This window comes from Nonomuraea bangladeshensis (genome assembly GCF_039529455.1).
Classification (GTDB): Bacteria; Actinomycetota; Actinomycetes; order Streptosporangiales; family Streptosporangiaceae; genus Nonomuraea; species Nonomuraea bangladeshensis.
In genome coordinates, this window is sequence record NZ_BAAAMV010000005.1 from 615,526 (window position 1) to 638,929 (window position 23,404).

The following is a 23,404-nucleotide window of genomic DNA, read 5'->3' on the forward strand; positions in this document are numbered from 1 at the left end:
CGGGATGCCCGCCGCGTACTACGCCGGAAGTAGCCGGAGAATACGCCCTTCTGCGGAGGATCACCGCCTGGAAAAACCCTAATCTGCAGAGGTGAGGTATCTGGAGCGCTTGGGGCCGTCCGCCCAGGACGCGCTGCTCGCCGGGGTCGTCGCCGTCATGCTGACGGTCAACGTGCTCATCGGCACACCGCACCCGGACCCGGCCGGCCTCTCGATCGACCTCGGAGCAGTGCTCGCCGGCTCGCTGGCGCTCGCGGCCTGGCGGCGGGCTCCCCTGCCGGCGCTGGCCGGGAGCACGGCCGCCATGCTCGTCTACGCCGTGCACGCCCAGCCGGGGCCGCCGGCCGCGTTCCCCGTGATGATCTCGGTGTTCGGCGCGGTCAGGTACGGTCACCGGCTGCTCCCCGCGCTCGCCGCCACCGCCTTCCTGGGCGCGAGCCTCGCCACGGATTTCGCCACCGTCACCGACCGGAGCGCCAAGGAGATCCTGCAGGCCACGACGCTGCTGCTCGGCTGGTTCGTGGCGGCCGGGGTGGCGGCGACGGTGACCCGGCACCGGCAGGCGTACCTGGAGCAGGCCCAGCAGCGGGCCGCCGAGGCCGAGCGCACCCGCGAGGAGGCCGCCAGGCGGCGGGCGGGCGAGGAGCGGCTGCGCATCGCCAGGGAGCTGCACGACTCGCTCACCCACAGCATCTCGGTCATCAAGGTGCAGGCCGGGGTGGCCGTGCACCTGGCGCGCAAGCGGGGCGAGGAGGTGCCCGCGGCGCTGCTCGCGATCCAGGAGGCGAGCGGTGACGCCATGCGCGAGCTGCGCGCCACCCTGGAGGTCCTGCGCGACCCCGCCCCCACTCCGGAGGAGGACGTGCCGAGCGGGCTGGACCGGCTCGACGACCTGGTGCGGCGGGCCCATTCGATCGGCCTGCCGACCACGGTGACCGTCGCGGGAGCCCGGCGCGCGCTGCCGCCCGAGGTGGACCGGGCCGCGTACCGGATCGTCCAGGAGGCGCTCACCAACGTCTCACGCCACGCCGGAGCGGCGGCGGCGCGGGTGCGCGTCGAGTACGCGGACGCCGAGCTGGTGGTGCAGGTGGACGACGACGGCAGCGCGTCGGCCGGCGAGCCCCCCGTCCCCGGCACCGGCCTGCGCGGCATGCGCGAGCGCGTGTCGGCGCTCGGCGGCCGGCTGCGCACCGAGCCCCGCCCCGAGGGCGGCTTCACCGTCCAGGCCGCGCTGCCGCTGCGGGAGCCGGCGTGATCCGCGTCCTGCTCGCCGACGACCAGGCGCTTATCCGCGGCGGCTTCCGCGCCCTGCTGGAGGCCGAGGACGACCTGGAGGTGGTCGCCGAGGCCGCGAACGGCGAGCAGGCCGTCGCGCTGGCCCTGGAGCACCGCCCCGACGTGGCCCTGGTCGACATCCAGATGCCGGTCATGGACGGCATCGAGGCCACCCGCCGGATCGCCGCCGACGACCGCCTGTCCGGCACGCACGTCGTGATCCTCACCAACTACGGCCTCGACGAGTACGTCGTGGGCGCCCTGCGGGCCGGCGCCGGCGGCTTCCTGGTGAAGGACACCGAGCCCGCCGACCTGCTCCAGGGCGTCCGCGTGGCGGCCCGAGGCGACGCCCTGCTGTCCCCCGCGATCACCCGCCGCCTGATCGGCGAGTACGTCGCCCGCCGCCCCGGCCCGTCCCCCGAGGCGCTGGGCGTGCTGACCAACCGCGAGCGCGAGGTCACCGCGCTGGTCGCCCGCGGCCTGTCCAACGACGAGATCGCCGCCCACATGGTGATCAGCCCGACCACCGCGAAGACGCACGTCAGCCGGGCGATGACCAAGCTGCACGCCCGTGACCGGGCGCAACTCGTGGTGTTCGCCTATGAATCCGGGCTGGTCGCCCCCCGACGTGGTGAAATGGACGTCGATCACTAGGGAGGAGCGGTTCGTGGGCGTGGTTTCGCGAGGCTTCCGTGGACGGCGCAGGGACGACGACGACCGGCTGCCTCCCGGCCAGTACCTCGTCGAGGACTTCCCCGTGCTGTCCGCGGGGCCGACGCCGCGGGTGCCGCGGGAGCGTTGGGAGTTCACCATCGGCACGGAGTCGGGGCACGCGCACCGGTGGTCCTGGGACGAGCTGATGGCGCTGCCCCAGGAGACGCCGACCGTCGACCTGCACTGCGTGACCAAATGGTCGAAGCTGGACACCAGGTGGCAGGGCGTCTCCCTGGACGTGCTCTTCGAGGACGTCGAGAGCGCCGCCGACCACGCGCTGATCCACTCCTACGGCGGCTACACCACGAACCTGCCGGTGGAGGACCTGCTCGACGGCAAGGCGTGGATCGCGCACCGCTTCGACGGCGAGGAGCTGGCGCCCCAGCACGGCGGCCCGGCCCGGCTGCTCGTCCCGCACCTCTACCTGTGGAAGTCGGCCAAGTGGGTGCGTGGCATCCACCTGCTCGACGACGACCATCCGGGCTTCTGGGAGACCGCGGGCTACCACAACTACGGCGACCCGTGGCGCGAGCAGCGTTACGAGGGCGACTGAGGTGCGCGGCCGCCTCCCCTGGCGGGCCGCCCGCCTGCGCGAGGGCAGGGCGGAGACGGCCACCGCGCGCACGCTCGTGTTCGAGGTGCCCGGCTGGCCCGGCCACCTGGCGGGCCAGCACGTGGACGTGCGGCTGACGGCGGAGGACGGCTACACCGCGCAGCGCAGCTACTCGCTGGCCGCGCCGCCGGACGGCGAGCTGGTCACGCTGACGGTGGAGACCGTGCCGGACGGCGAGGTGTCGCCGTACCTGACCGGGGTGATGGAGCCCGGCGACCAGGTCGAGATCCGGGGGCCGGTGGGCGGCTGGTTCGTCTGGCGGCCGGCGGGCAAGGCTCCGGTGCTGCTGGTCGGCGGCGGGTCCGGGATCGTCCCGCTGATGGCGATGATCAGGGAGCGCCGCCGTACGGGCAGCCGGGCGCCGTTCCGCCTGGTCTACTCGCTGCGCGACCCGGAGAGCCGCTACTACGCCGAGGAGCTGCGCCGGCCCGACCCCGGCCTGGACGTCGCCTACCTCTACACCAGGGCCGCGCCCGACGGCGCGTCCCGCCCGGCCGGGCGCGTCACGCTGGCCGACCTGGCGGAGGGCGGCTGGCCGGCCGGGTTCGAGGCCGACTGCTACGTGTGCGGGCCGACCGGGTTCGTGGAGGCCGCCGCCGACCTGCTGCTGACGCTCGGGCACGCGCCTGAGCGCATCCGTACCGAACGATTCGGCCCGACCGGAGGGTGACATGACCGCTGACCACCTGGACGGCAACGTCCTGGCGGGCCCGCTCGGCGAGCTCTTCGCCGTGGACCTCACCGCGGCGACCGGCCGCTGCGTCCACTGCGGGCGCACCGGCCCGGTCGGCGAGATGCGCGTCTACGGCCCCGAACCCGGCCTGGTGGCCCGCTGCCCCGGCTGCGAGGAGGTGCTGATGCGGCTCGTCCGCGGCCCCGGCGCGGCCTGGCTCGACCTGCGGGGCGTGGTGTCCCTCCGGGTTCCCCTGCCCGAGTGAGGCATGGCGGGCGGATGAACATATCGGGTCCTTCCCGCCCGGACGTCCGGATGCGGGCCCGCACGCGCCGCTGACTGGATACACTCGGGCTCGATCCACGGCCGAGAACTGTACGGCGAGGCTCTTGGCCAGGGGCGGCCCGCCCTTCGGCCCCGTCCCTTGGGGAGTCACGTGAGCAGCGGGCTTGTCGACGCGCCGGCCTCCGAGCCGGACTCGGAGCCGGGCGCGCAGCCGCGCCGGCGCCGCCGCTGGCTGCGGTGGGTGCTGGCGATCTCGGTGACCGTCGTCCTGCTGGTGGCGGGCGTCGCGGTCGGCGTCCTCGCCAAGCTCAACGGCAACATCAAGCACGAGGACCTCACCTCCGACGACCTCGGCACGACCCGCCCGCCGAAGGTCGCCGGCACCGCGATGAACGTCCTGGTGGTCGGCTCCGACCAGCGCGACGGCAAGAACGCCAGATACGGCCACTCGATCGCGGGCGAGCGCACCGACACGATCATGCTGATGCACGTGTCGTCCAAGCGCGACAACGCGATGGTCGTCAGCTTCCCGCGCGACTCGCTCGTGCAGCTTCCGGCCTGCCGGGCCACGGGCGCGTTCCCTGGGCAGCGGGCGCACCTCGGCATGATCAACGAGTCGTTCAACTCGGGCGGCATCGGCTGCACCTGGAAGACGATCGAGCACCTCACCCACATCCGCATCGACCACTTCGTGAAGGTCGACTTCACCGGCTTCAAGGGCATCGTCAACGCCCTCGGCGGCGTCGAGGTCTGCCTGCCGCAGCGCGTGGACGACAAGAAGGCGCTGCTGCACCTGCCCGCCGGCCGGCAGAAGCTCAACGGCGAGCAGGCGCTCGGCTACGTACGCGCCCGCTACAGCTTCGGCGACGGCTCCGACATCGGGCGCATCCAGCGGCAGCAGATGTTCATCGCCTCGATGGTCAAGCAGGTGATGAGCGGCGAGACGCTGACCGATCCGGCGAAGCTGTTCGGCCTGCTCGACGCGGCCACCAAGGCGGTCACCACCGACCGCGACCTGACCACGGGCGTCATGAAGGACCTCGCCACCAGCCTTCAGGGGCTCGACGCCGGCAAGATCCGGTTCATCACCACCCCGTGGCACTACTCGCTCACCCAGCCGGGCCGGGTGGAGTGGACGCAGCCGCAGGCCAACCGGCTGTTCCAGATCGTCGCCAAGGACCAGAGCGTCGAGGGCGTCAAGGGCGGCCAGGCCAAGGTGGGCCGCTCCAAGATCCAGGTCGAGCTGCGCAACGGCACCTGGCGCGGCGGCCTCGGCACCCAGGTCGCCGCCTTCCTCGAACAGCGCGGCTACCACGTCACGAAGATCGGCGACACCGCCCGCAAGCCGTACGCGAAGACCACCGTGCTCTACGGCCCCAACGGCGAGACCCGCGTCCCGACCCTCACCGGCGACCTGCTCGGCGCGTCGCTGCGCGAGCTGCCCAAGGCCCGGACCAACCAGCTCGTGCTGGTGATCGGCGACGACTGGAAGGGCCTGAAGGAGCTGCGTCCCGACGACGGCGAGGCGATCAAGGGCTTCGACGCCACCCACGACTCCTGCGCCACCTGAGGACCGTCCCGCGCCGGATAAAGTCCTTTTCGTGCTTTATGGGAGAGCCGCGGAGACCACCGCCGTCACGCTCCTGCTCGACTCGGCCCGCGACGGTGAGGGCGGCGCTCTGGCGCTGCGCGGGGAGGCCGGCGTGGGCAAGTCCGCCCTCCTCGACCTGGCCGCCTCCCTCGCGGCCGCGAGCGGGATGCGGGTGCTGCGCGCCGACGGCATCGAGCCGGAGTCCGACCTCGCCTTCGCCGCCCTGCACCAGCTCCTGCGCCCGGTGACCGGCCTGCTGGACGCGCTGCCGGGTCCGCAGCGCGACGCGCTCTCCGCGGCCCTCGGCCTCGCGGACACCCCCCACTCCGACCGGTTCCTGGTGGGGGCGGGGGTGCTGTCGCTGCTGGCCGAGGCGGCGGCCGCGGACGGGCTGCTGTGCCTGGTGGACGACGTCCAGTGGGTGGACCGGGCCTCGGCCGACGCCCTGCTGTTCGCGGCCAGGCGGCTGCGCACCGAGCGGGTCGCCGTGCTGTTCTCCGTACGCGGGGACGCGCTGCTCAAGGGCGTGCCCGAGCTGCGGGTCGGCGGCCTCGACGAGGAGAGCTGCGCCGCCCTGCTCGCCTCCGGCGGGCCCGTCGCGCCCGACGTCGTACGGCGGCTGACGGCCCTGACCGGGGGCAACCCGCTCGTGCTGCGCGAGGGCGTGGCCGCGCTGTCGCCGGCGCAGCTGGCCGGGCAGGCTCCCCTGCCGGATCCACTGCCGGGGGGCGCGCAGCTGTTCGGCGAGCAGGTGGCCAGGCTGTCGCCGGAGGCCCGGCGGTTCCTGCTGGTCGCGTCGCTGGAGGCGGAGCTCGCCCTCGTCGTACGGGCCGCCGGGGAGGCGCTGCACGAGGTGGAGGCCGCCGGGCTGGTGACCGTGGCCGACGGGACGGTCAGGTTCCGGCACCCGCTCGTGCGCTCGGCCGTGCACGCCGCCGCCACGTCGGCCGAGGTACGGGACGCGCACGTCACCCTGGCCGGCCTGGTGGACGGCGACCGCCGGGCCCTGCACCTGGCCGCCGCCGCGCTGGCCCCGGACGAGACGGTCGCCGCCGAGCTGACCGCCGCCGCCGGACGGGCCCGTACGCGCGGCGGCCACGGGGACGCGGCCACCGCGCTCGCCCGCGCCGCCGAGCTCACCCCCGACCCCCTGCGCAGGGCGGAACGGCTCAAGGACGCCGCCACCGCCGCCTGGCTCGCCGGCCGCCCCGGCCAGGCCCAGACCCACCTCGCAGAGGCCCGCGAGCTGGCCGAGCACGGGGAGGGCGGGCTGCTGGAGGAGATCGCGCAGCTGCGCGGCCGGTTCGAGCTGAACAGCGGCGACGCCTCCGAGGCCGTCAGGATCCTGGCCGCGGGCGACGGCATCGAGATGCTGGCCGACGCCTCCGAGGCCGCCAGCTACGTGGGCGACGTCGCGGCCATCGTGGAGCTGGGCCGCCGGGCGCGGGCGCACCCGCCCGGCTTCCTCCGCGACGTGGTGGCCGGCATCGGCGCCATGCTGGAGGACGGCAGCGGCGGCGAGCTGCTGCGCGGGGCGCTGGCCCGTACCGGCGAGCTGACCCTGGCGGCGGAGCTGCTGTGGGCGTCGGCGGCGGCCAGCTATCTCGGCGAGGCCGACGTCTCCGCCGAGCTGGTCGAGCGGGCCGGGCGCGCGGCCCGCGTGTCGGGGATGGTGGGGCAGCTCCCGGTCGTGCTGGAGTTCGTGGCCACGGGCGAGCGCTTCAAGGGCCGCCTCTCGGAGAGCGCCGCCGTCGCCGAGGAGGGCCTGCAGCTCGCCCGCGAGGCCGGCTACACCAACTCCGTGGCCGCCCACCTCGCCAACCTGGCCGTCGTGGCCGCGCTGCGCGGCGAGGAGGAGCGCTGCCGCGAGCTGGCGGAGGAGGCGCTGTCCATCGCCGTCCCGCACCGGATCGGCCTGCGCGCGGGCGTCGCCGGGTACGCGCTGGCGCTCCTGGACCTCGGCCTCGGCCGGTACGCGGCGGCGCACGCCAGGTTCGCGGCGCTGGCCGCGGCCGGCCCCGGCGCGGGCCATCCCACGGTGACCTGGCGTTCCACCCCGGACCGGGTGGAGGCCGCCCTGGCGGCGGGCGAGCACGAGGCGGCGGCGGAGGCGCTGGCCGCGTACGAGCAGTGGGTCGCCAACGCCGTCACCGACGAGGCGCGGGCGCTGCTGGCCCGCTGCCGCGCCCTGCTCGCCGCCCCCGGCGCGGACGCCGAGCTGTTCGAGGAGGCGCTGCGCCGGCACGGCGAGCCGATGGAGCGGGCGCGCACGGCGCTGCTGTACGGCGAGCGGCTGCGCCGCGCGCAGCGGCCCGGCCAGGCGAGGAACCATCTGCGGGCGGCGCTGGAGACCTTCGAGCGGCTGGGGGCGGCCCCCTGGGCGGAGCGGGCGCGTGGCGAGCTGCGCGCGGCGGGCGAGGCGGCCCGGCCCGCCGCCGACGACCCGGAGACCGTGCTGACGCCGCAGGAGCTGCGCATCGCGCGGCTGGTGGCGGAGGGCGCCTCCAGCAAGGAGGTCGCGGCCCGGCTGTTCCTCAGCCCGCGCACGGTCGAGTACCACCTGTACAAGATCTATCCCAAGCTCGGCATCACGACCCGTACTGAACTGGCCGGGCTACTGGTGAAGGCCAGTAGTCCTACGGAAGGCGTCCGCGCCCGCGCCGGGCAAGCTTGAGCACATGACAACGAACATGATCGAGACCGACGGCGTGGACCTCTGGACCGAGGAGTTCGGCGACCCGGCGCACCCGCCGATCCTGCTGGTGATGGGGTCGATGACGCAGGGCGTCCTGTGGCCGGACGAGCTCGTCGGGCGGCTGGTCGCCGCGGGCCGCCGGGTCATCAGGTACGACCACCGCGACACCGGCCGCTCGGCCACCTTCGACTTCGCCGAGCAGCCCTACACCTGGCACGACATCAAGGACGACGTGCTGCGGGTGATGGACGCCTACGGGCTGGAGTCCGCGCACCTCGTCTGCCACTCGGCGGGCGGCCTGCTCGGCCAGTTCATCGCCGTGGAGCGACCGGAGCGGGTGCGCACCCTCACCGTGATCGGCTCCTCGCCGCTGGGCGGGCACGAGGGCGAGACCATCCTGCGGGCGCTCACCGGGCAGCCGCAGCCGGAGGGAAGCCTGCCGCCGCCCCGGCCGGAGTTCACGGCGTACTACACGCAGCTGATCACCGCGCCGCCGCCCGCCGACCGGCGCGAGCAGGTGCAACGGATGATCGACGAGGCGCGGGTGCTGCACGGCACCGCGCTGCCGTTCGACGAGGACGCCGAGCGCCGGCTCCAGGAGCGGGTGCTGGAGCGGGCCCGTGACCTGTCGTCGGTGGTCAACCACCGTCTGGCGCACGCGGCCTGCCCGGACTTCGAGCCGGAGGGCGTGCTCGGGCGGGTGCAGGCGCCGACGCTGGTGATCGAGGGCACGCACGAGCCCGCCAAGCCCGGGCACGGAGCGATCATCGCCGAGCAGATCCCCGGCGCGGAGCTGCTGATGATCGAAGGGATGGGGCACATGATGCCGCCCCAGGTCCACGCGGAGCTGGCCGCCGCGATCATCCGCCACACCGCGACATGACCCGCCGACCTCACGCCCGGGCGTGTCGCGGAATGCGCGCCCGGGCGTGTCGCGGGACACCCGCCGCCCGGCTCCGGCGCGGCGGGCACCGGCCCGCCCTGCCGGGCCGGGCGGGTCATCGCCCGCGCTCGGGCTCCTGCTCCGGCACCGTGGAGGGGTAAAGCTCCTCGCGCCGCGTGTCGGCACCCAGCTCCTCGCGAAGCCGGTCGTAGTCGATGTTGTGGTTGGCGTACTTCAGCTGGCGAGCGACCTTCGTCTGCTTCGCCTTGGCTCTTCCTCGACCCATGGCTACTCCCTAGTCCCCGGCGTCATACTATCCAACGACGTTACGACTTGAAGAATTATGCAACTGCACTGGATTAGTCTGGGCAGTATGCACGTGGAGGTCTATCAGGCCAAGGCCGACTTCTTCCGTACGCTCGGCCACCCCGCTCGCATCAGAGTGTTGGAGCTTCTTCAGGAAGGGCCCCTACCCGTCAGGGACCTGCTGGCCCAGATCGACATCGAGCCGTCGAGCCTTTCCCAGCAGCTCGCGGTCCTGCGCAGAGCGGGGATCGTGAGCGCCATCCGCGAGGGCAGCACGGTGGTCTACACGCTGGCCACGCCCGAGCTGGCCGATCTGCTCGGCGCCGCCCGCCGGATCCTCACCGACATGCTCGCCGACCAGGGGGAGCTGCTCGCCGAGCTGAGAGCCGAGGTCACCTAGCCGCCAGACGTCGCACGCGCTTCGGATACCAGGCCGTGAAGACGGCGGGCAGCGCGAACGAGAGCACCTTGACGGCGACCACCGCCGTGGTGGCGTGCGGCGCGGCCGCGAGGACGATGGTCAGCGAGATCGCCGCGGCGGTGAAGGCCACCGCCCAGACCGCCGTGATGACCACGTTGACGCGGCGGAACCTCGGCGTGTCCCAGACCTCGCGGGGCGTCGCCGCCCGCGCGATGCCCAGCGTGAACGGCCTGCCGATGGCCAGCGAGCCCCAGGCCGTGCCGGCCAGCCACACGTTGACCAGCGCGGGCCCGTACGGTGTGAGCGGCGAGTGCGGGGCCGCCAGGGAGAGCGCCGTCAGGCCGGCGAAGAACAGCGCCGCGCTGGTCTCGATGACCATCTCGTCCCAGCCCCGCCCGGCCCGCCGGTCCACCAGGACGAGCCCGGCCGCGATGACCAGGCCGGCGATGGCGCCCCAGCGCCACTCGTCGCCGGTCGCGATCACGGCGTAGACGATCCAGGGCAGGAAACCGAGCAGACCACGCATGTCCCCGAACCTTCCGACGTTCCTATTGTGACAGGTCGAAGCTAGACCCTCCTTCTTCGACATGTCAATATAGGAATATGAGCCTTCGACACGCCGTGCTGGGACTGCTCTCCGAGGGACCCGCGAGCGGCTACGACCTGATGAAGCTGTTCGACGTCTCGCTGTCCAACACCTGGCCGGCCACGCAGAGCCAGCTCTACGCCGAGCTGGGCAAGCTCGCCGACGCCGGCCTCGTCACGGTGGCCGCGGAGGGGCCGCGGGGCCGCAAGGAGTACGCAATCACCGAGGACGGCCTGGCCGAGCTGCGCCGCTGGATCACCGACGTCGAGCCGACCCGGGTCAACCGCAGCGACATGCTGCTCCGGGTGTTCTTCCTCGGGCGGATCCCGCCCGAGCGGGCCCGTGCCTACCTGCGCGAGCAGGCCGACCTCGCGGCCGAGCGGCTGGCGCACATGGAGGGCATCCGCCCGTTCGTGGAGAGCGGCACCGACGACCTGTCCCGTTACGGCCGCATCGCCCTGGAGTACGGCCTGCGCCTGAGCCAGGTCCAGCGGGAGTGGGCCGAGTGGGCGGAGAGCCAGATCAAGTAGGCTCCTGCCATGGTCTCCGAGCTGTTCGATCCCAAGGCGTGGCAGGCGGTCGAGGGATTCGACTTCACCGACATCACCTACCACCGGGCGGTCGACCAGGGCACCGTGCGCATCGCCTTCAACCGGCCCGAGGTGCGCAACGCCTTCCGCCCGCAGACGGTGGACGAGCTCTACCGGGCGCTCGACCACGCCCGGCAGACGACCGACGTCGGCTGCGTGCTGCTCACCGGCAACGGCCCCTCGCCCAAGGACGGCGGCTGGGCCTTCTGCTCCGGCGGAGACCAGCGCATCAGGGGCAAGGACGGCTACCAGTACGCCGACGGCTCGGCCTCGACCGGCCGCCTGCACATCCTGGAGGTGCAGCGGCTCATCCGCTTCATGCCGAAGGTCGTGATCTGCGTGGTGCCCGGCTGGGCCGCGGGCGGCGGCCACAGCCTCCACGTCGTGTCCGACCTCACGCTGGCCAGCGCCGAGCACGCCCGCTTCAAGCAGACCGACGCCGACGTCGCCAGCTTCGACGGCGGCTTCGGCTCGGCCTACCTCGCCCGGCAGGTCGGGCAGAAGTTCGCGCGGGAGATCTTCTTCCTCGGCGACACCTACACCGCCGAGGACGCCCACCGCATGGGCATGGTCAACCGGGTGGTGCCGCACGCCGAGCTGGAGAGCACGGCGCTGGAGTGGGCCCGCAAGATCAACGGCAAGTCGCCGACCGCGCAGCGGATGCTCAAGTTCGCCTTCAACCTGATCGACGACGGGCTGGTCGGGCAGCAGGTGTTCGCGGGCGAGGCGACGCGGCTCGCCTATATGACGGACGAGGCGGCCGAGGGCCGTGACTCGTTCCTGGAGAAGCGCGAGCCCGACTGGTCGCCCTTCCCCTGGCACTTCTAGGGCGGGCCGTCAGGCCACCCGCAGGACGATCTTGCCCTGGATGTGGCCGCGTTCCGCCCGCTCGTGGGCCTTGGCGGCGTCGGCGAGCGGGAAGACGCTGTCGACGCCGACCCGCAGCCGGCCGGCGTCGGCCAGGCGGGCCAGCTCCGCCATTTGCGCGCCGTCGGAGCGCACCTGCCCCTGCACCAAGGTGATGCCCAGCTCGGCGGCGCGGTCGGGGTGATACTCGCCGAGGAAGACGGGGCTGATGGTGCCGCCCCGTCTGAGCACCGCGAGGAAGCGGTGCCCGTGCGGGCCGCCGACGGTGTCGAAGAGGTGGTCGACGCCGCGTACGACGTCCTCGGCGGCGGTCATGGTGTAGTCGACGAACTCGTCCACGCCGAGGTCGCGCAGGAAACGTTCGTGGCGTCCCGAGGCGACGCCGATCACGCGGGCGTCCTTCGTCCTCGCGAGCTGGACGAGGAAGTGGCCGACGCCGCCGGCCGCGCCGTTGACCAGCACGGTCCTGCCCGGTTCGAGCCGGACCAGGTCGAAGAGGAACTGGTAGGCGGTGAGCCCGGCCATCGGCACGCCCGCCGCCTCGACGTGGTCCAGCGCGGCCGGCTTGCGGGCCAGATGGGAAGCGGGCGCGGTGGTGTACTCGGCGTAGGCCCGGCCGCCGCCCTCGGGGAAGCGCAGCAGGCCGAACACTTCGTCCCCGACCTGCCACTCGGTGACGCCGGGGCCGAGCGCGGCGACCACGCCCGACACGTCCGTGCCCGGGATCAAGGGCAGAGCCCGCTTCGGCCGCAGGTCCTCGGGGATGATCGAGTAGCCCGACCTGGCGTACCAGTCGGGCGGGTTGAGCCCGGCGGCGTGGACGCGGACGAGCACGTCGCCCGGCCCCGGCTCGGGGACCGGGACCTCCTCGGGCACCAGCACCTCGGGCCCGCCGACCCGGTGCACGCGGACGGCGGTCATCATCTTCTCGGGCATGGTGATGTCCTCTCCGGTACGATGTGGAGCACTGCTCCGCAATATAACCGGAGCAGTGCTCCACATACAATGGGAACGGATCACGTGACGGAGAAGCAGACCCGCGCCCCCCGCCTGGACGCGCGCCGCAACCACGCGCGCATCCTGGAGGTGGCCCACGCCGTCGTCGCCGAGCAGGGCACCCAGGCCTCGCTCCGCGACATCGCCCGCCGCGCCGGCATCGGCCTCGGCACGCTCTACCGCCACTTCCCGACCAGGGACGAGCTGCTGGAGACGCTGCTCGGCGAGCGCTTCGACCGGCTCGCCGCCACGGCCGCCGCACTGGAGACCACGCACACGCCGGCGGACGCCCTGACCGAATGGCTGGCCGAGTACGCCGCCTTCACCACCGTCTACCGGGGCCTGACCAGCTCGGTGATGGCGACGCTGGAGGACGAGAACTCCTCGCTGCACGCCTCCTGCCTCGCCATGCGGCAGACCGCGGGCCGGCTGCTGAGCAACGCCCAGCAGGCGGGGCTGGTCCGCTCCGACGTGACGGGGATCGACCTGTTCGCGCTGGTCAACGCCGTCGGCTGGATCGCCGAGCAGGCCCCGTCGCTGTCCGCCCGGCGCGACCACCTCCTCGGGCTCGTCCTCGACGGCCTGCGCCCGGCGGCGGCGGGTCGCCCGTGAGGATCGTGGTCCCGGAGGCGCTGACCGCCTCGCATGTCAAGTGGGACGGCGAGGCCGGCCGCGCCTGGTCGGCCGGACTGCCCGCGCTGGCCGAGCGCTACCTGGAGGAGTGGGAGCTGCGGCCGGACGGCGAGCCCGGCCACGGCGTGGTGTCCCTGGTGCTGCCGGTGATCCGCGCGGACGGCACGCAGGCCGCGCTCAAGCTGCAGCCGGTCAACGACGAGAACGCCACCGAGGCCGTCGGCCTGCGCGCCTGGGACGGCGACGGCGCGGTCCGCCTGCTCGCCGCCGACCCCGCCACCGGCACCCTGCTGCTGGAACGCCTGCACGCCGAGCGCTCGCTGTCGGCGCTGCCCGACGACCTGGCGGCGCTGGAGATCCTCACCGCCCTCCTCGCCCGCCTGACCGGCCGTCCCGCCCCGTCCGGCCTGCGCCGCCTGGCGGACATCGCCCAGGACATGCTGGACGACGTGGACCAGGCGCTGGCCGCGCTGCCGCGCGAGCCGGACCGCCGCCTGCTGCGCCACTGCGCCGGCGCGCTCGCCGAGGTCGTGGCCGAGCCCGGCGACCGGCTGCTGCACTGGGACCTGCACTACGACAACGTGCTGGCGGCCGACCGCGAGCCGTGGCTGGCCATCGACCCCAAGCCGCTGGCCGGCGACCCCGGCTTCGACCTGCTGCCCGCGCTGCACAACCGGTGGGACGACCTGGTGGCGACCGGCGACGTGGGGCGGGCGGTGCTGCGCCGCTTCGACCTGATGACGGCCGGGCTCGGCCTCGACCCCGGCCGGGCGGCCCGCTGGACGCTGGGCCGGGTGCTGCAGAACGCCCTGTGGGACGTCGAGGCAGGGGCCGACCACCTCGCCGAGACGCACGTCACGCTCGCCACCGCGCTCCGCCCCCGCCTGTAGACCGGCCGGCAACGCCGCCGACCTGGGCCGGTCGGCACGATCGCCGGCTCTAGAGCGTCAGCACGACCTTGCCCCGGCCGTGGCCGGTCTCGATCTCGCGGTGGGCCTCCGCCGCCTCCGCCAGCGCGTACGTCCGCCGCACCGGCCAAGCGAACCGTCCCTCGGCGTACAGCCTGGCGTAGCGCCCCAGCCGCTCGGCCGTGCGCTCGCCGCGCACCGTCCGCACCCCCAGCTCGGCGGCCCGCCCGTGCTCGACCAGCGTGACGATGCGGCCGGGGTCGGCGACCAGCTCCAGCGAGACCTCCAGCGCGTGCCCCCCGGCGCCGTCCAGGGCGGCGTCCACGCCGTCGGGCGCGAGCGCCCGCACCCGGCCGGCCAGCCCCTCGCCGTACGTGACCGGCTCGGCGCCGAGCTCGCGCAGGTGGTCGTGGTTGACCTCGCGGGCGGTGCCGATCACCCGCGCGCCGCGCATGCGGGCGATCTGCACGGCGGCCGTGCCGACGGCTCCGGCCGCGCCGTGCACGAGCAGCGTCTCCCCCTCCTTCAGGCCGAGCTCGTCAAGGGCCAGCTCGGCGGTCTGCACGCCCGCGGTCAGCCCGCCGGCCACCTCCCAGGGCACGCCGGCCGGCTTGGGCGCCACGTCCGTCGCGGGCACCACGACGTACTCGGCGTAGGCGAACAGCCGGGAGAAGCCCAGCACCTCGTCCCCTGCGGCCACGCCGCGCACGCCCTCGCCGACCTGGTCCACCACCCCGGCGAACTCGTTGCCGGGAATGCGGGGGAAGCTCACCTCGCCCAGGTACGGCGGCAGCCAGCCGCCCCGTACCGCCGTGTCGAAGGGCTGCACCCCGGCCGCACGCACGCGCACCCGCACCTCGCCCGGCCCCGCCTGCGGGGCCGGCAGCTCCATCACCTTCAGCACTTCGGGGCCGCCCGGCGTGGCGAACGCCGCGGCCCTCATCGACTCAGTCATGGGACCAGCGTGCTACCTCAACCTAGGTTGAGATCAAGTCCGCCGGACTTTGCATCCCATTTCGGGAACTTTCCTCTTTACTCGCACTTTATATAGATATAGTCCGTCGAGACATCGATACGGGGATGGATACAACGGGGCAAGATGGGCGAGTTCTTCAGCGCGGTGTTGAGTTTTCCGACTGTCGTTTTCAGCTTCCTTCTCGTGGTGGTCGTCGGTTATTGGCTCATCGTCGTGACCGGCGTTCTGGAGCTGGACGACGGCGACGCCGTCTGGCTGGGCCTCGGGGGAGCTCCGGCCGGCGTCACGCTCTCCCTGCTGATCGCGACCGCCTGGCTGCTGTGCCTGATCGGCAGCCAGGTCGTGAGCGGCGGCCCGCTGATCGCCGTGCCCTTCGCCGCCGCCGGCCTCGCCTGGCTCGTCACCCGCGGCCTGCTCAAGCCGCTGCGCCGGCTGGTCCCTGACGGGGACCGGCACTCGCGCGGCGACTTCGTCGGCCGGCCGTGCGTCATCCGCACCGGCTCGGCGACCCCCGACTTCGGCCAGGCCGAGGTCACCGCGGCCGACGGCTCGACCGCGCTGGTGCAGGTCCGTACGACCGGCGCCGACCGCCTGTCCCGCGGCGAGCGGGCCCTCATCTTCGACTACGACAAAGACGGCGAGTTCTTCTTGGTCATGCCGCACGAAAGTGGGTTTTGATGGACGTCATCTCGACAGGGTTCGGGGTATTCCTAGCGGTTGTCCTGGTTGTTGCGATCGGTCTGATCGTCATCATCGGCCGGCTTTTCCGTAAGGTCGAACAGGGCAAGGCGCTCATCGTCTCGAAAGTCAACAAGGTGGACGTCACGTTCACGGGCGCGGTCGTGCTGCCCGTCGTCCACAAGGCCGAGGTCATGGACATCTCGGTCAAGACCATCGAGATCGAGCGGACCGGCCGCGAGGGCCTGATCTGCCGGGACAACATCAGGGCGGACATCAGGATCACCTTCTTCGTCCGGGTGAACAAGACCGCCGAGGACGTCATCAAGGTCGCCCAGGCCATCGGCACCGCCCGCGCCAGCGACGAGGCCACGCTGCAGGCGCTGTTCAACGCGAAGTTCTCGGAGGCGCTGAAGACCGCCGGCAAGCACCTCGACTTCGTCGACCTCTACACCAAGCGGGACGAGTTCCGTGACGAGATCGTCCGGCTCATCGGCACCGACCTCAACGGCTACAGCCTGGAGGACGCCGCCATCGACTACCTCGAGCAGACCAGCATGGTCCAGCTCGACAAGAACAACATCCTCGACGCGCAGGGCATCAGGAAGATCACCGAGCTGACGGCCATCGAGCACGTCCGCACGAACGAGTTCCAGCGCCAGGAGGAGAAGGAGATCACCCGCCAGAACGTCGACGCCCGCGAGGCCATTCTCGAGCTCCAGCGCCGCCAGGCCGACGCCGAGCTGAAGCAGCGGCGCGAGATCGAGACCGTCAAGGCCCGCGAGGAGGCGGAGATCGCCCGCGTCCAGGCCGAGGAGCGGCTGCGCGCCCAGAGCGCCAACATCAAGGCCGACGAGTCGATCGGCGTCCAGCGCGAGAACCTCGCCCGCGAGGTCGCCGTCGCCGAGAAGAACCGCGAGCGGGTCATCGCGATCGAGAGCGAGCGCATCGAGAAGGACCGCGTCCTGGAGGTCATCGCCCGCGAGCGGGAGACCGAGCTGTCGCGCATCGCCAAGGACAAGGAGGTCGAGTCCGAGAAGCGGCTCATCGCCGAGGTCATCCGCGAGCGCGTCGCCGTCGACAAGACCGTGGCCGAGCAGGAGGAGGCCATCAAGCGGCTGCGCGTGGTCGAGGAGGCCGAGCGCACCCGCCAGCAGGTCGTCATCGCCGCCGAGGCCGAGGCCCAGGAGAACCTGGTCAAGGACATCAAGGCCGCCGAGGCCGCCGAGGCCGCCGCGAAGTTCAGGGCCCGCGAGGAGCTGGTGCTGGCCGAGTCCCGTCAGCAGGCCGCCGAGCTGGAGGCACGGGCCAAGATCCGGCTCGCCGAGGGCGTGCAGGCCGAGGCCGCGGCGAGCGGGCTGGCCCAGGTGCAGGTCAAGGAGCGCGACGCCGCGGCCATCGAGAAGGTCGGCCGCGCCGAGGCCGTCGCGCTGCGCGAGAAGCTGGCCGCCGAGGCCGCCGCGGTGGGCGAGAAGCTGAAGTCCGAGGCCGAGGGCCTCACCGAGAAGGCCGCCGCGCTGGCCGCGCTGGACGAGGCGAGCCGGGCGCACGAGGAGTACCGCCTGCGGCTGGAGGCCGAGAAGGAGATCAGGCTCAAGCACATCGACGTCTCCCGCGCCGTGGCCGAGTCGCAGGCCGGGGTGCTGGCCGCCGGGCTCACCAACGCCAACATCGACATCGTGGGCGGCGAGTCGACGTTCTTCGAGAAGGTCATCGGCTCGATCACGGCGGGCAAGGCCGTGGACGGGTTCGTGGAGCACTCGCAGGTCGCCACGGCGCTCGCGGCGCCGTACGTCAACGGGCAGGCCAGCATCGCCGCCGACCTCGCGCGGGTCGTCGGCGGGATCAGCACCGAGGACCTGAAGAACGTCACCGTCTCCGCGCTGCTCATGAAGCTCATCCAGGACGGCGGCCCGCAGGCCGGCGCCATGGGCGAGCTGCTGGACACCGCGCGCCGCCTCGGCGTGGCGGACTCCCCGGTGAACGCGCTGGCCGGGGCCAAGTGAGCGTGACGGGAGCGGGGCTGGAGGCGGGGACGTACGAGGTTCTGCGGAACCGCCTCCAGGCCCAGGCCAAGGCCCTGGCGGCAGCCGCCGGGGCGCTCAACGGGGAGCGGCTGAAGGTGTTCGGCGGCGCGGAGCTGCGCCTGCTCGGCACCGAGCGTATCCGTACGGAGAACAACTGCGTCCCCAGGGACATCGTCTCGGTCGGCGGCGTGATGTTGTTCGGCTACAACGTCTTCATCGGGCTGAAGCCCGAGACGCGCGTGGCCGACGTGTTCGCCGTGCACCGCTTCAGCCGTGACGGCGACCGCTTCGGTTTCGCGGCGGACCGGCTGGAGGCGCTGGCCGATCCGGCGTTCGCCAAGGACTTCGCCGAGCTCTACCGCTACTACAAGGAGACCCGGCTCCAGCAGCTCCGCCGGGTGGACGGCAAGCTGCTGGCGGTGTTCAGGACCGGCCCGGCCGACCTGCGGGTGCTGCGCTGGGCCGTGGACGCGGCCGGCGTGCCGACGTACCTGGACAACCGGGGCGAGCGCGACCACGTGTTCCCGCCGTCGCACGACTTCGAGTGGACACCGACCACCCGCGACGACCACGTCCTGGGCCGGCATCCGCACATCTCGATCGCGGGCGAGGTGTTCGTCGAGACCGTGGGCGGCGACCTCACGATCAAGATCGAGGACAACACCGAGACCGGCGCGGGCATCTACAGCGAGCCGGTCAGCGAGCCGCTGCAGAGCCTCGCCGACGCCGACGTCGAGTACGCCCGCGTGGGCCCGCTCATCCTCATGCGGATCCGGCCGTACAAGGAGACCGAGTGGCGGCACCTGGTCTTCAACACCCGTACGAAGGGCGTCGACCGGCTGGACGGCATCGGCCAGGCGTGCCGGCGCCTGCCCGAGGACCAGGGCTTCATCTTCCCCGGCGGCTACTACCTGTCGACCGGGGTCAGCAGGACGTTCGACACGGACGTGAGCGACCTGGAGTTCGAGCGGGTGGTCCGGGCGCCCAACGGCGAGGACGTGCTGTACGTCTTCCACGCGCGGGAGGACGGGCGCTCGCTGCTGCTGCCGTACAACGTGATCAGGAAGGAGGTGGCCACGCCCATCGTCTGTCACGGGTACTCGCTCTTCGACGACGGCACGATGGTGGTCTTCCGCGCCACCTCCGAGGAGCCGACCCGGGTCCACCCGATGCAGGTGTGGCAGACGCCGTACGTCTCCGACACCTTCGCCGCCGCCCAGCCGGCCGGTGACCATCCGCTGGAGCGCATCGGCAACGCCGAGCTGGTGCGCGGCATCTCCGACTGCCTGTCCGTGGCCAGAATGGTCGAGGAGATGGCGCCGTCGGCGGGGACGTTCGAAGGGCTGATCGCGGCCTGCGCGCGGGCCTTCGACTCCTACCACTGGCTCGGCGAGCACGGCCTGCACGGGCCGCTCGCCGACGTACGGGCCACCGCCGAGCAGGTGCTCGACGAGTACGAGAACGTCGAGCAGCTCACCCGCCAGGCCCGCGACACCCTCGACCGGGCCACGGAGGAGACCACCCACCTGGTCAGGCAGGCCCGCGCCGACAGCCCGGAGAGCGCCGACGCCTGGGTGGGCACGCTCGCCGCGCTGCGCAGGGCGCAGGGCCACCTGGTGACGCTGCGCGAGGTCCGCTACATCGACCTGGCCGCCCTGGACGTCCTGGCGGAGTCCGTGGCCGAGGAGCTGGCCGCGACCGGGCGGCGGGCGGTGGACTTCCTGTCCGGCGCGGACGCGTTCACCTCCTACCAGGCCGCCGTCGAGCGCCTCGCCGCCGAGGCCGCCGCGATCGCGACGGTCGCCGAGGCCGCGCCCGTCGCCGAGCGGCTCGCCGAGCAGGGCGAGGGGCTGGAGGTGGTGACCGAGGTCGTCGGCTCGCTGGAGATCGCCGACGCGACCGTGCGCACGTCCGTGCTGGCGCGCATCGCCGAGGTCCTGGGCGGCGTGAACCGGGCGCGGGCCCTCCTCGACGGGCGGCGGCGCGAGCTGCTGGGCAGCGAGGGGCGGGCCGCGTTCGCCGCCGAGTTCGCGCTGCTCGGCCAGGCCGTGACGGGGGCGCTGGCGGTGGCCGGCACGCCCGCCGCGTGCGACGAGCAGCTCGGCCGGCTCATGCTGCGGCTGGAGGGCCTGGAGTCGCGTTTCGGGGAGTTCGACGACTTCGCCGCCCAGCTGGCCGCAAAGCGGGACGACGTCTACGAGGCGTTCTCGGCGCGCAAGCAGGCGCAGCTCGACGAGCTGGCGCGGCGGGCCGACCGGCTGTTCGCCTCGGCCGAGCGGGTGCTGGGGGCGATCACCCGGCGGCTCGGGACGCTCACCTCCCCGGACGAGGTCAACACCTACTTCGCCACCGACCCCATGGTGGCCAAGGTGCGTGCGACGGCCGGGGAGCTGCGGTCGCTGGGCGACGCCGTACGGGCCGAGGAGCTGGACGGGCGGGTCAAGGCCGCCCAGCAGGAGGCGGGGCGGGCCCTGCGGGACCGCCTGGAGCTGTTCTCCGACGGCGGCGAGGTGCTGCGGCTCGGTCACCACCGTTTCGCGGTCAACACCCAGCCGATCGACCTGACGCTGGTCCCGCACGACGGCACCATGCACTTCGCCATCACCGGCACCGACTACCGCTCCCCCACGCCCGCCTCGTTCGCCGACACGCGGCCGTTCTGGGACCAGCTCCTCGTCTCGGAGACCGCCGACGTCTACCGGGCCGAGCACCTGGCCGCCTCGCTCCTGCCCGCCGTCGCCCCCGGCGCGCCGCTCGCCGACCTCGTACGCCAGGCCGCCGAGTCCCGCTACGACGAGGGCTACGAGCGCGGCGTCCACGACCACGACGCGGCCGCCATCCTGGACGTGCTGGTCCGGCTGCGTGAGAGCGCGGGGCTGCTCCGCTATGCACCGGAGGCGCGGGCCCTGGCCCAGCTCTTCTGGGCGTTCGGGACCGATGATGTTTCACGTAAAACATTCGCCACCCGGGCCGTGTCGCTGACCCGTGCCCGCGACCTGTTCGGCCCCACGCCCGCGCTGGACGCCCTGGCCGGCGAGCTCGGCGCGCTGATCGCCGCCTTCGTGGCGGAGCTGGGCGCCGGTGCGGCGGAGGACACGGCGGCGGCCGGCGAGTACCTGGTCGAGGAGCTGGGGAGCGGCCCGGACGGGTTCGTGACCAGCAAGGCGGCCCGCGACGTCCTCGACGGGTTCCGCGCCGGCCTCGGCCCGGACCGGACGCGGGAGTTCGAGGAGGACCTGGAGGCGGTGCCGCTCCCCGAGCGGGTGCAGCTCGCCCACGCCTGGCTGACCGCCTACCACCAGGGCCCGGAGACGGCCGAGGCCGTCGCCGCGCTGCTCTGCGGCGACCTGCCCCGCCACGATTCCAGCGCCGCCACCACCGCCACGGTGACCGGCCTGCTCGGCTCCCACCCCCGCGTCAAGGACCGGGCGCTGGAGATCCGGCTGGAGGAGTTCCTGCCGCGCACCCGCCGCTTCCGCGAGGAGCGGGTGCCGGCCTACCGGGCCTACCAGCGCCGCCGCACCGAGCTGGTCGAGGCCGAGCGGGCCCGGCTGCGCCTGGAGGAGTACCGGCCGAAGGTGATGAGCGCGTTCGTCCGCAACCGCCTGCTCGACGAGGTCTACCTGCCGCTGATCGGCGACAACCTGGCCAAGCAGCTCGGCGCGGCGGGCGCGGGCAAGCGCACCGACCAGATGGGGCTGCTCCTGCTCATCTCCCCGCCCGGCTACGGCAAGACCACCCTCATGGAGTACGTCGCCAGCCGGCTCGGCCTCGTCTTCGTCAAGGTGAACGGCCCCGCACTCGGCCACCGGGTCACCTCGCTCGACCCGGCCGAGGCCCCCGACGCCACCGCCAGGCAGGAGGTCGAGAAGATCTCCTTCGCGCTGGAGACGGGCAACAACACGCTGCTCTACCTGGACGACATCCAGCACACCTCGCCGGAGCTGCTGCAGAAGTTCATCTCGCTCTGCGACGCCCAGCGCCGCATCGAGGGCGTCTGGAACGGCCGCACCCGCACCTACGACCTGCGCGGCAAGCGGTTCGCGGTCTGCATGGCGGGCAACCCGTACACCGAGTCGGGCCGCCGCTTCCGCATCCCGGACATGCTGGCCAACCGGGCCGACGTCTGGAACCTGGGCGACGTGCTGTCCGGCAGGGACGAGCTGTTCGCGCTCAGCTACGTCGACAACGCGCTCACCAGCAACCCGGTGCTGGCCCCGCTCGCCGGCCGCGACCACGCCGACGTGGAGCTGCTGATCCGGCTGGCGAAGGGCGACCCTGCGGTCCGCCCCGACCAGCTCGGGCACCCGTACACGAAGCCGGAGCTGGAGCAGATCCTCGCCGTCCTCGCCAAGCTGACGCGGGTGCAGGAGGTCGTGCTGGCCAACAACCGGGCCTACATCGCCTCGGCGGGCCAGTCGGACGCGGCCCGCACCGAGCCGCCGTACCGGCTGCAGGGCTCCTACCGGAACATGAACAAGCTGGCCGAGCGGATCGTCCCCGCCATGAACGAGGACGAGCTGGAGGCGGTGATCGACGATCACTACCTGGGCGAGGCCCAGACGCTCACCTCCGACGCCGAGGCGAACCTGCTCAAGCTGGCCGAGCTGCGCGGCAGGCTCACCCCGGAGCGGGCCGAGAGGTGGGCGGAGATCAAGCGCGCCTACCTCAAGGCGAAGGCGCTCGGCGGCGCCGAGGACGACCCGGCCACCCGTACGGTGGGCGCGATCGGCCTGCTGGCCGACCGGGTGGGCGAGGTCGGGACGGCCATCAGGGAGGCCGGCCGGCTATAGGGCCGCGGCCACCGATGCGGGGCTCGCGGGCAGCAGCGGCAGCCGTACGTCCGGGGTCGGGATGAGACCCCGGGCGTGCAGGACGCCCTTCAGGACGGTCGGGTTGGGCTCGGCGAACAGCGCGGCCGACAGGGCGGCCAGCCGGTGCCCGAGCGCGCGGGCGCGGGGCACGTCGCCCGCGTGCCAGGCGTCCGCCAGGTCGGCGAACTCGCGCGTGCGCAGGTGGGCCGAGGCGAGGATGCCGCCCGCGGCCCCCAGCGCCAGCATCGGCGAGACGTACAGGTCGTCGCCGCACAGCACCTCGAACCCGTCGACCGGGTCGCCGAGCAGGTCGAGCGCGTCCTGGTCGAGGCCGCCTGTCGCGTACTTGACCCCGGCGACCATCGGGTGCTCCCCCAGCCTGCGCAGCGTCGCCGCCCCGACCTGCTGCCCGGTCCGATAGGGGATGTGGTAGATCACCAGCGGCACCGGCGTCTCCTCGGCCAGCGCCGTGAAGTGCGCCTCGACGCCGCGCTCACCGGGCCGCAGAAACGACGGGACGGTCACCAGCGCCGCCCCCACGCCCTCCGGCAGAGCGCGCAGCGCGCGGGCCGTCGTGCGGGTGTCGCTCCCGCCCACCCCCACCGTGAGCAGCGCTCCGCGCCCCTCGCAGACGCGGGCGCAGGTCTCGATCACCAGGGCCCGCTCCTCCGGGTCGAGCGCGGCGACCTCGCCGGTGGTGCCGAGCGCGACCAGCCCGGCCGCGCCGTCGTCCAGGACCTGGGAGGCGAGCTTCTCGACGGCGTCGGCGGCCACCTCGCCCTCCGGCGTGAACGGGGTGACCAGCGGCACGTGGATTCCTCTCAACATGCCTCCGAGCCTGGCCTCTGCCCACCCTTAAGGTCCAGTTCGGAT

At 73.2% G+C, this 23,404-nt stretch carries 21 protein-coding genes; 16 read left to right on the plus strand and 5 right to left on the minus strand.

All coding sequences use genetic code 11. From position 1 onward, the window contains the following. Window positions 1–91 precede the first annotated feature (91 nt). The 8 genes from ABD292_RS18755 (at window position 92) to ABD292_RS18790 (ending at window position 8,729) form a co-directional block, all read left to right on the plus strand. Window positions 92–1,255 (plus strand): sensor histidine kinase, encoded by a 1,164-nt coding sequence (locus ABD292_RS18755; protein WP_344208802.1) that lies wholly within the window; start codon window positions 92–94, stop codon window positions 1,253–1,255. Continuing rightward, window positions 1,252–1,929: a response regulator gene (locus tag ABD292_RS18760; RefSeq protein ID WP_344208805.1), complete on the plus strand. Its 678-nt coding sequence runs from the start codon at window positions 1,252–1,254 to the stop codon at window positions 1,927–1,929. Before ABD292_RS18755 ends, ABD292_RS18760 begins: the two co-directional genes overlap by 4 nt. Window positions 1,930–1,942: 13 nt before the next feature. Then, window positions 1,943–2,542: a sulfite oxidase-like oxidoreductase gene (locus ABD292_RS18765; RefSeq protein ID WP_344208807.1), complete on the plus strand. Its 600-nt coding sequence runs from the start codon at window positions 1,943–1,945 to the stop codon at window positions 2,540–2,542. A 1-nt stretch (window position 2,543) separates the two neighbouring features. Next, window positions 2,544–3,272, plus strand: a complete 729-nt coding sequence (locus ABD292_RS18770; RefSeq protein WP_344208809.1) for a ferredoxin reductase — start codon at window positions 2,544–2,546, stop codon at window positions 3,270–3,272. A gap of 1 nt (window position 3,273) precedes the next feature. Then, window positions 3,274–3,540: a DUF6510 family protein gene (locus tag ABD292_RS18775; protein WP_020542957.1), complete on the plus strand. Its 267-nt coding sequence runs from the start codon at window positions 3,274–3,276 to the stop codon at window positions 3,538–3,540. A gap of 171 nt (window positions 3,541–3,711) precedes the next feature. After that, on the plus strand, window positions 3,712–5,130 hold the full coding sequence (locus tag ABD292_RS18780; RefSeq protein WP_344208812.1) for an LCP family protein: 1,419 nt from the start codon (window positions 3,712–3,714) through the stop codon (window positions 5,128–5,130). 31 nt (window positions 5,131–5,161) lie between these two features. Beyond that, window positions 5,162–7,825, plus strand: coding sequence for a helix-turn-helix transcriptional regulator (locus tag ABD292_RS18785; RefSeq protein WP_344208814.1), 2,664 nt, complete (start codon window positions 5,162–5,164; stop codon window positions 7,823–7,825). Between the two features lie 4 nt (window positions 7,826–7,829). Then, window positions 7,830–8,729 carry an alpha/beta fold hydrolase gene (locus ABD292_RS18790; protein WP_344208816.1) on the plus strand — a complete coding sequence of 300 codons (900 nt, stop codon included), beginning with the start codon at window positions 7,830–7,832 and terminating at the stop codon, window positions 8,727–8,729. A gap of 115 nt (window positions 8,730–8,844) precedes the next feature. Here the strand turns inward: ABD292_RS18790 and ABD292_RS18795 are convergent, their stop codons facing one another. Next, entirely contained in the window at window positions 8,845–9,015 is a 171-nt protein-coding gene (locus ABD292_RS18795) for a DUF3073 domain-containing protein (RefSeq protein WP_344208818.1), read from the minus strand. An 87-nt stretch (window positions 9,016–9,102) separates the two neighbouring features. On the opposite strand from ABD292_RS18795, the gene ABD292_RS18800 reads away from it, so the two are divergent. Further along, the gene (locus tag ABD292_RS18800) at window positions 9,103–9,435 is read left to right on the plus strand and encodes an ArsR/SmtB family transcription factor (protein WP_020542962.1); all 333 of its coding nucleotides are present in this window, start codon (window positions 9,103–9,105) and stop codon (window positions 9,433–9,435) included. Here ABD292_RS18800 and ABD292_RS18805 read toward each other — a convergent pair. Continuing rightward, window positions 9,428–9,982 carry a DUF3159 domain-containing protein gene (locus ABD292_RS18805; RefSeq protein WP_344208821.1) on the minus strand — a complete coding sequence of 185 codons (555 nt, stop codon included), beginning with the start codon at window positions 9,980–9,982 and terminating at the stop codon, window positions 9,428–9,430. The two genes, ABD292_RS18800 and ABD292_RS18805, sit on opposite strands and share 8 nt — an antisense overlap. Window positions 9,983–10,059: 77 nt before the next feature. Here ABD292_RS18805 and ABD292_RS18810 point away from each other — a divergent pair, with 77 nt between their 5' ends. Next, on the plus strand, window positions 10,060–10,572 hold the full coding sequence (locus ABD292_RS18810; protein ID WP_344208823.1) for a PadR family transcriptional regulator: 513 nt from the start codon (window positions 10,060–10,062) through the stop codon (window positions 10,570–10,572). A 9-nt stretch (window positions 10,573–10,581) separates the two neighbouring features. After that, window positions 10,582–11,460: a 1,4-dihydroxy-2-naphthoyl-CoA synthase gene (locus ABD292_RS18815; RefSeq protein WP_344208825.1), complete on the plus strand. Its 879-nt coding sequence runs from the start codon at window positions 10,582–10,584 to the stop codon at window positions 11,458–11,460. Between the two features lie 9 nt (window positions 11,461–11,469). Here the strand turns inward: ABD292_RS18815 and ABD292_RS18820 are convergent, their stop codons facing one another. Next, window positions 11,470–12,435 (minus strand): NADP-dependent oxidoreductase, encoded by a 966-nt coding sequence (locus tag ABD292_RS18820; protein WP_344208827.1) that lies wholly within the window; start codon window positions 12,433–12,435, stop codon window positions 11,470–11,472. Window positions 12,436–12,519: 84 nt separating this feature from the next. Here ABD292_RS18820 and ABD292_RS18825 point away from each other — a divergent pair, with 84 nt between their 5' ends. Continuing rightward, window positions 12,520–13,107, plus strand: a complete 588-nt coding sequence (locus ABD292_RS18825; protein WP_344208829.1) for a TetR/AcrR family transcriptional regulator — start codon at window positions 12,520–12,522, stop codon at window positions 13,105–13,107. Next, on the plus strand, window positions 13,104–14,018 hold the full coding sequence (locus ABD292_RS18830; protein WP_344208832.1) for an aminoglycoside phosphotransferase family protein: 915 nt from the start codon (window positions 13,104–13,106) through the stop codon (window positions 14,016–14,018). Before ABD292_RS18825 ends, ABD292_RS18830 begins: the two co-directional genes overlap by 4 nt. Window positions 14,019–14,067: 49 nt before the next feature. Here the strand turns inward: ABD292_RS18830 and ABD292_RS18835 are convergent, their stop codons facing one another. After that, window positions 14,068–14,979 (minus strand): NADP-dependent oxidoreductase, encoded by a 912-nt coding sequence (locus ABD292_RS18835; RefSeq protein ID WP_344209109.1) that lies wholly within the window; start codon window positions 14,977–14,979, stop codon window positions 14,068–14,070. A 216-nt stretch (window positions 14,980–15,195) separates the two neighbouring features. Between ABD292_RS18835 and ABD292_RS18840 the strand changes: the two genes are divergently transcribed. The 3 genes from ABD292_RS18840 to ABD292_RS18850 are packed head-to-tail and all read left to right on the plus strand — an operon-like array spanning window position 15,196 to window position 22,510. Then, window positions 15,196–15,690: a hypothetical protein gene (locus tag ABD292_RS18840; RefSeq protein ID WP_344208835.1), complete on the plus strand. Its 495-nt coding sequence runs from the start codon at window positions 15,196–15,198 to the stop codon at window positions 15,688–15,690. Next, complete coding sequence (locus ABD292_RS18845; protein ID WP_344208837.1) at window positions 15,690–17,696, plus strand: flotillin family protein; 2,007 nt, start codon at window positions 15,690–15,692, stop codon at window positions 17,694–17,696. Before ABD292_RS18840 ends, ABD292_RS18845 begins: the two co-directional genes overlap by 1 nt. Then, the gene (locus tag ABD292_RS18850; RefSeq protein WP_344208839.1) at window positions 17,693–22,510 is read left to right on the plus strand and encodes a DNA repair ATPase; all 4,818 of its coding nucleotides are present in this window, start codon (window positions 17,693–17,695) and stop codon (window positions 22,508–22,510) included. The genes ABD292_RS18845 and ABD292_RS18850 overlap by 4 nt, the downstream gene beginning before the upstream one ends. Here ABD292_RS18850 and ABD292_RS18855 read toward each other — a convergent pair. Beyond that, window positions 22,505–23,359 (minus strand): dihydrodipicolinate synthase family protein, encoded by an 855-nt coding sequence (locus ABD292_RS18855; RefSeq protein WP_344208841.1) that lies wholly within the window; start codon window positions 23,357–23,359, stop codon window positions 22,505–22,507. The two genes, ABD292_RS18850 and ABD292_RS18855, sit on opposite strands and share 6 nt — an antisense overlap. Window positions 23,360–23,404 lie beyond the last annotated feature (45 nt).

Excerpts from the sequence above, each read along its gene's own strand:
- ABD292_RS18790 (WP_344208816.1), top strand. The coding sequence starts at position 7,830 with ATGACAACGAACATGATCGAGACCGACGGCGTGGACCTCTGGACCGAG.
- ABD292_RS18820 (WP_344208827.1), bottom strand. The coding sequence starts at position 12,435 with ATGCCCGAGAAGATGATGACCGCCGTCCGCGTGCACCGGGTCGGCGGG.
- ABD292_RS18800 (WP_020542962.1), top strand. The coding sequence starts at position 9,103 with ATGCACGTGGAGGTCTATCAGGCCAAGGCCGACTTCTTCCGTACGCTC.
- ABD292_RS18845 (WP_344208837.1), top strand. The coding sequence starts at position 15,690 with ATGGACGTCATCTCGACAGGGTTCGGGGTATTCCTAGCGGTTGTCCTG.
- ABD292_RS18775 (WP_020542957.1), top strand. The coding sequence starts at position 3,274 with ATGACCGCTGACCACCTGGACGGCAACGTCCTGGCGGGCCCGCTCGGC.
- ABD292_RS18815 (WP_344208825.1), top strand. The coding sequence starts at position 10,582 with ATGGTCTCCGAGCTGTTCGATCCCAAGGCGTGGCAGGCGGTCGAGGGA.
- ABD292_RS18810 (WP_344208823.1), top strand. The coding sequence starts at position 10,060 with ATGAGCCTTCGACACGCCGTGCTGGGACTGCTCTCCGAGGGACCCGCG.
- ABD292_RS18855 (WP_344208841.1), bottom strand. The coding sequence starts at position 23,359 with ATGTTGAGAGGAATCCACGTGCCGCTGGTCACCCCGTTCACGCCGGAG.
- ABD292_RS18805 (WP_344208821.1), bottom strand. The coding sequence starts at position 9,982 with ATGCGTGGTCTGCTCGGTTTCCTGCCCTGGATCGTCTACGCCGTGATC.
- ABD292_RS18835 (WP_344209109.1), bottom strand. The coding sequence starts at position 14,979 with ATGAGGGCCGCGGCGTTCGCCACGCCGGGCGGCCCCGAAGTGCTGAAG.
- ABD292_RS18795 (WP_344208818.1), bottom strand. The coding sequence starts at position 9,015 with ATGGGTCGAGGAAGAGCCAAGGCGAAGCAGACGAAGGTCGCTCGCCAG.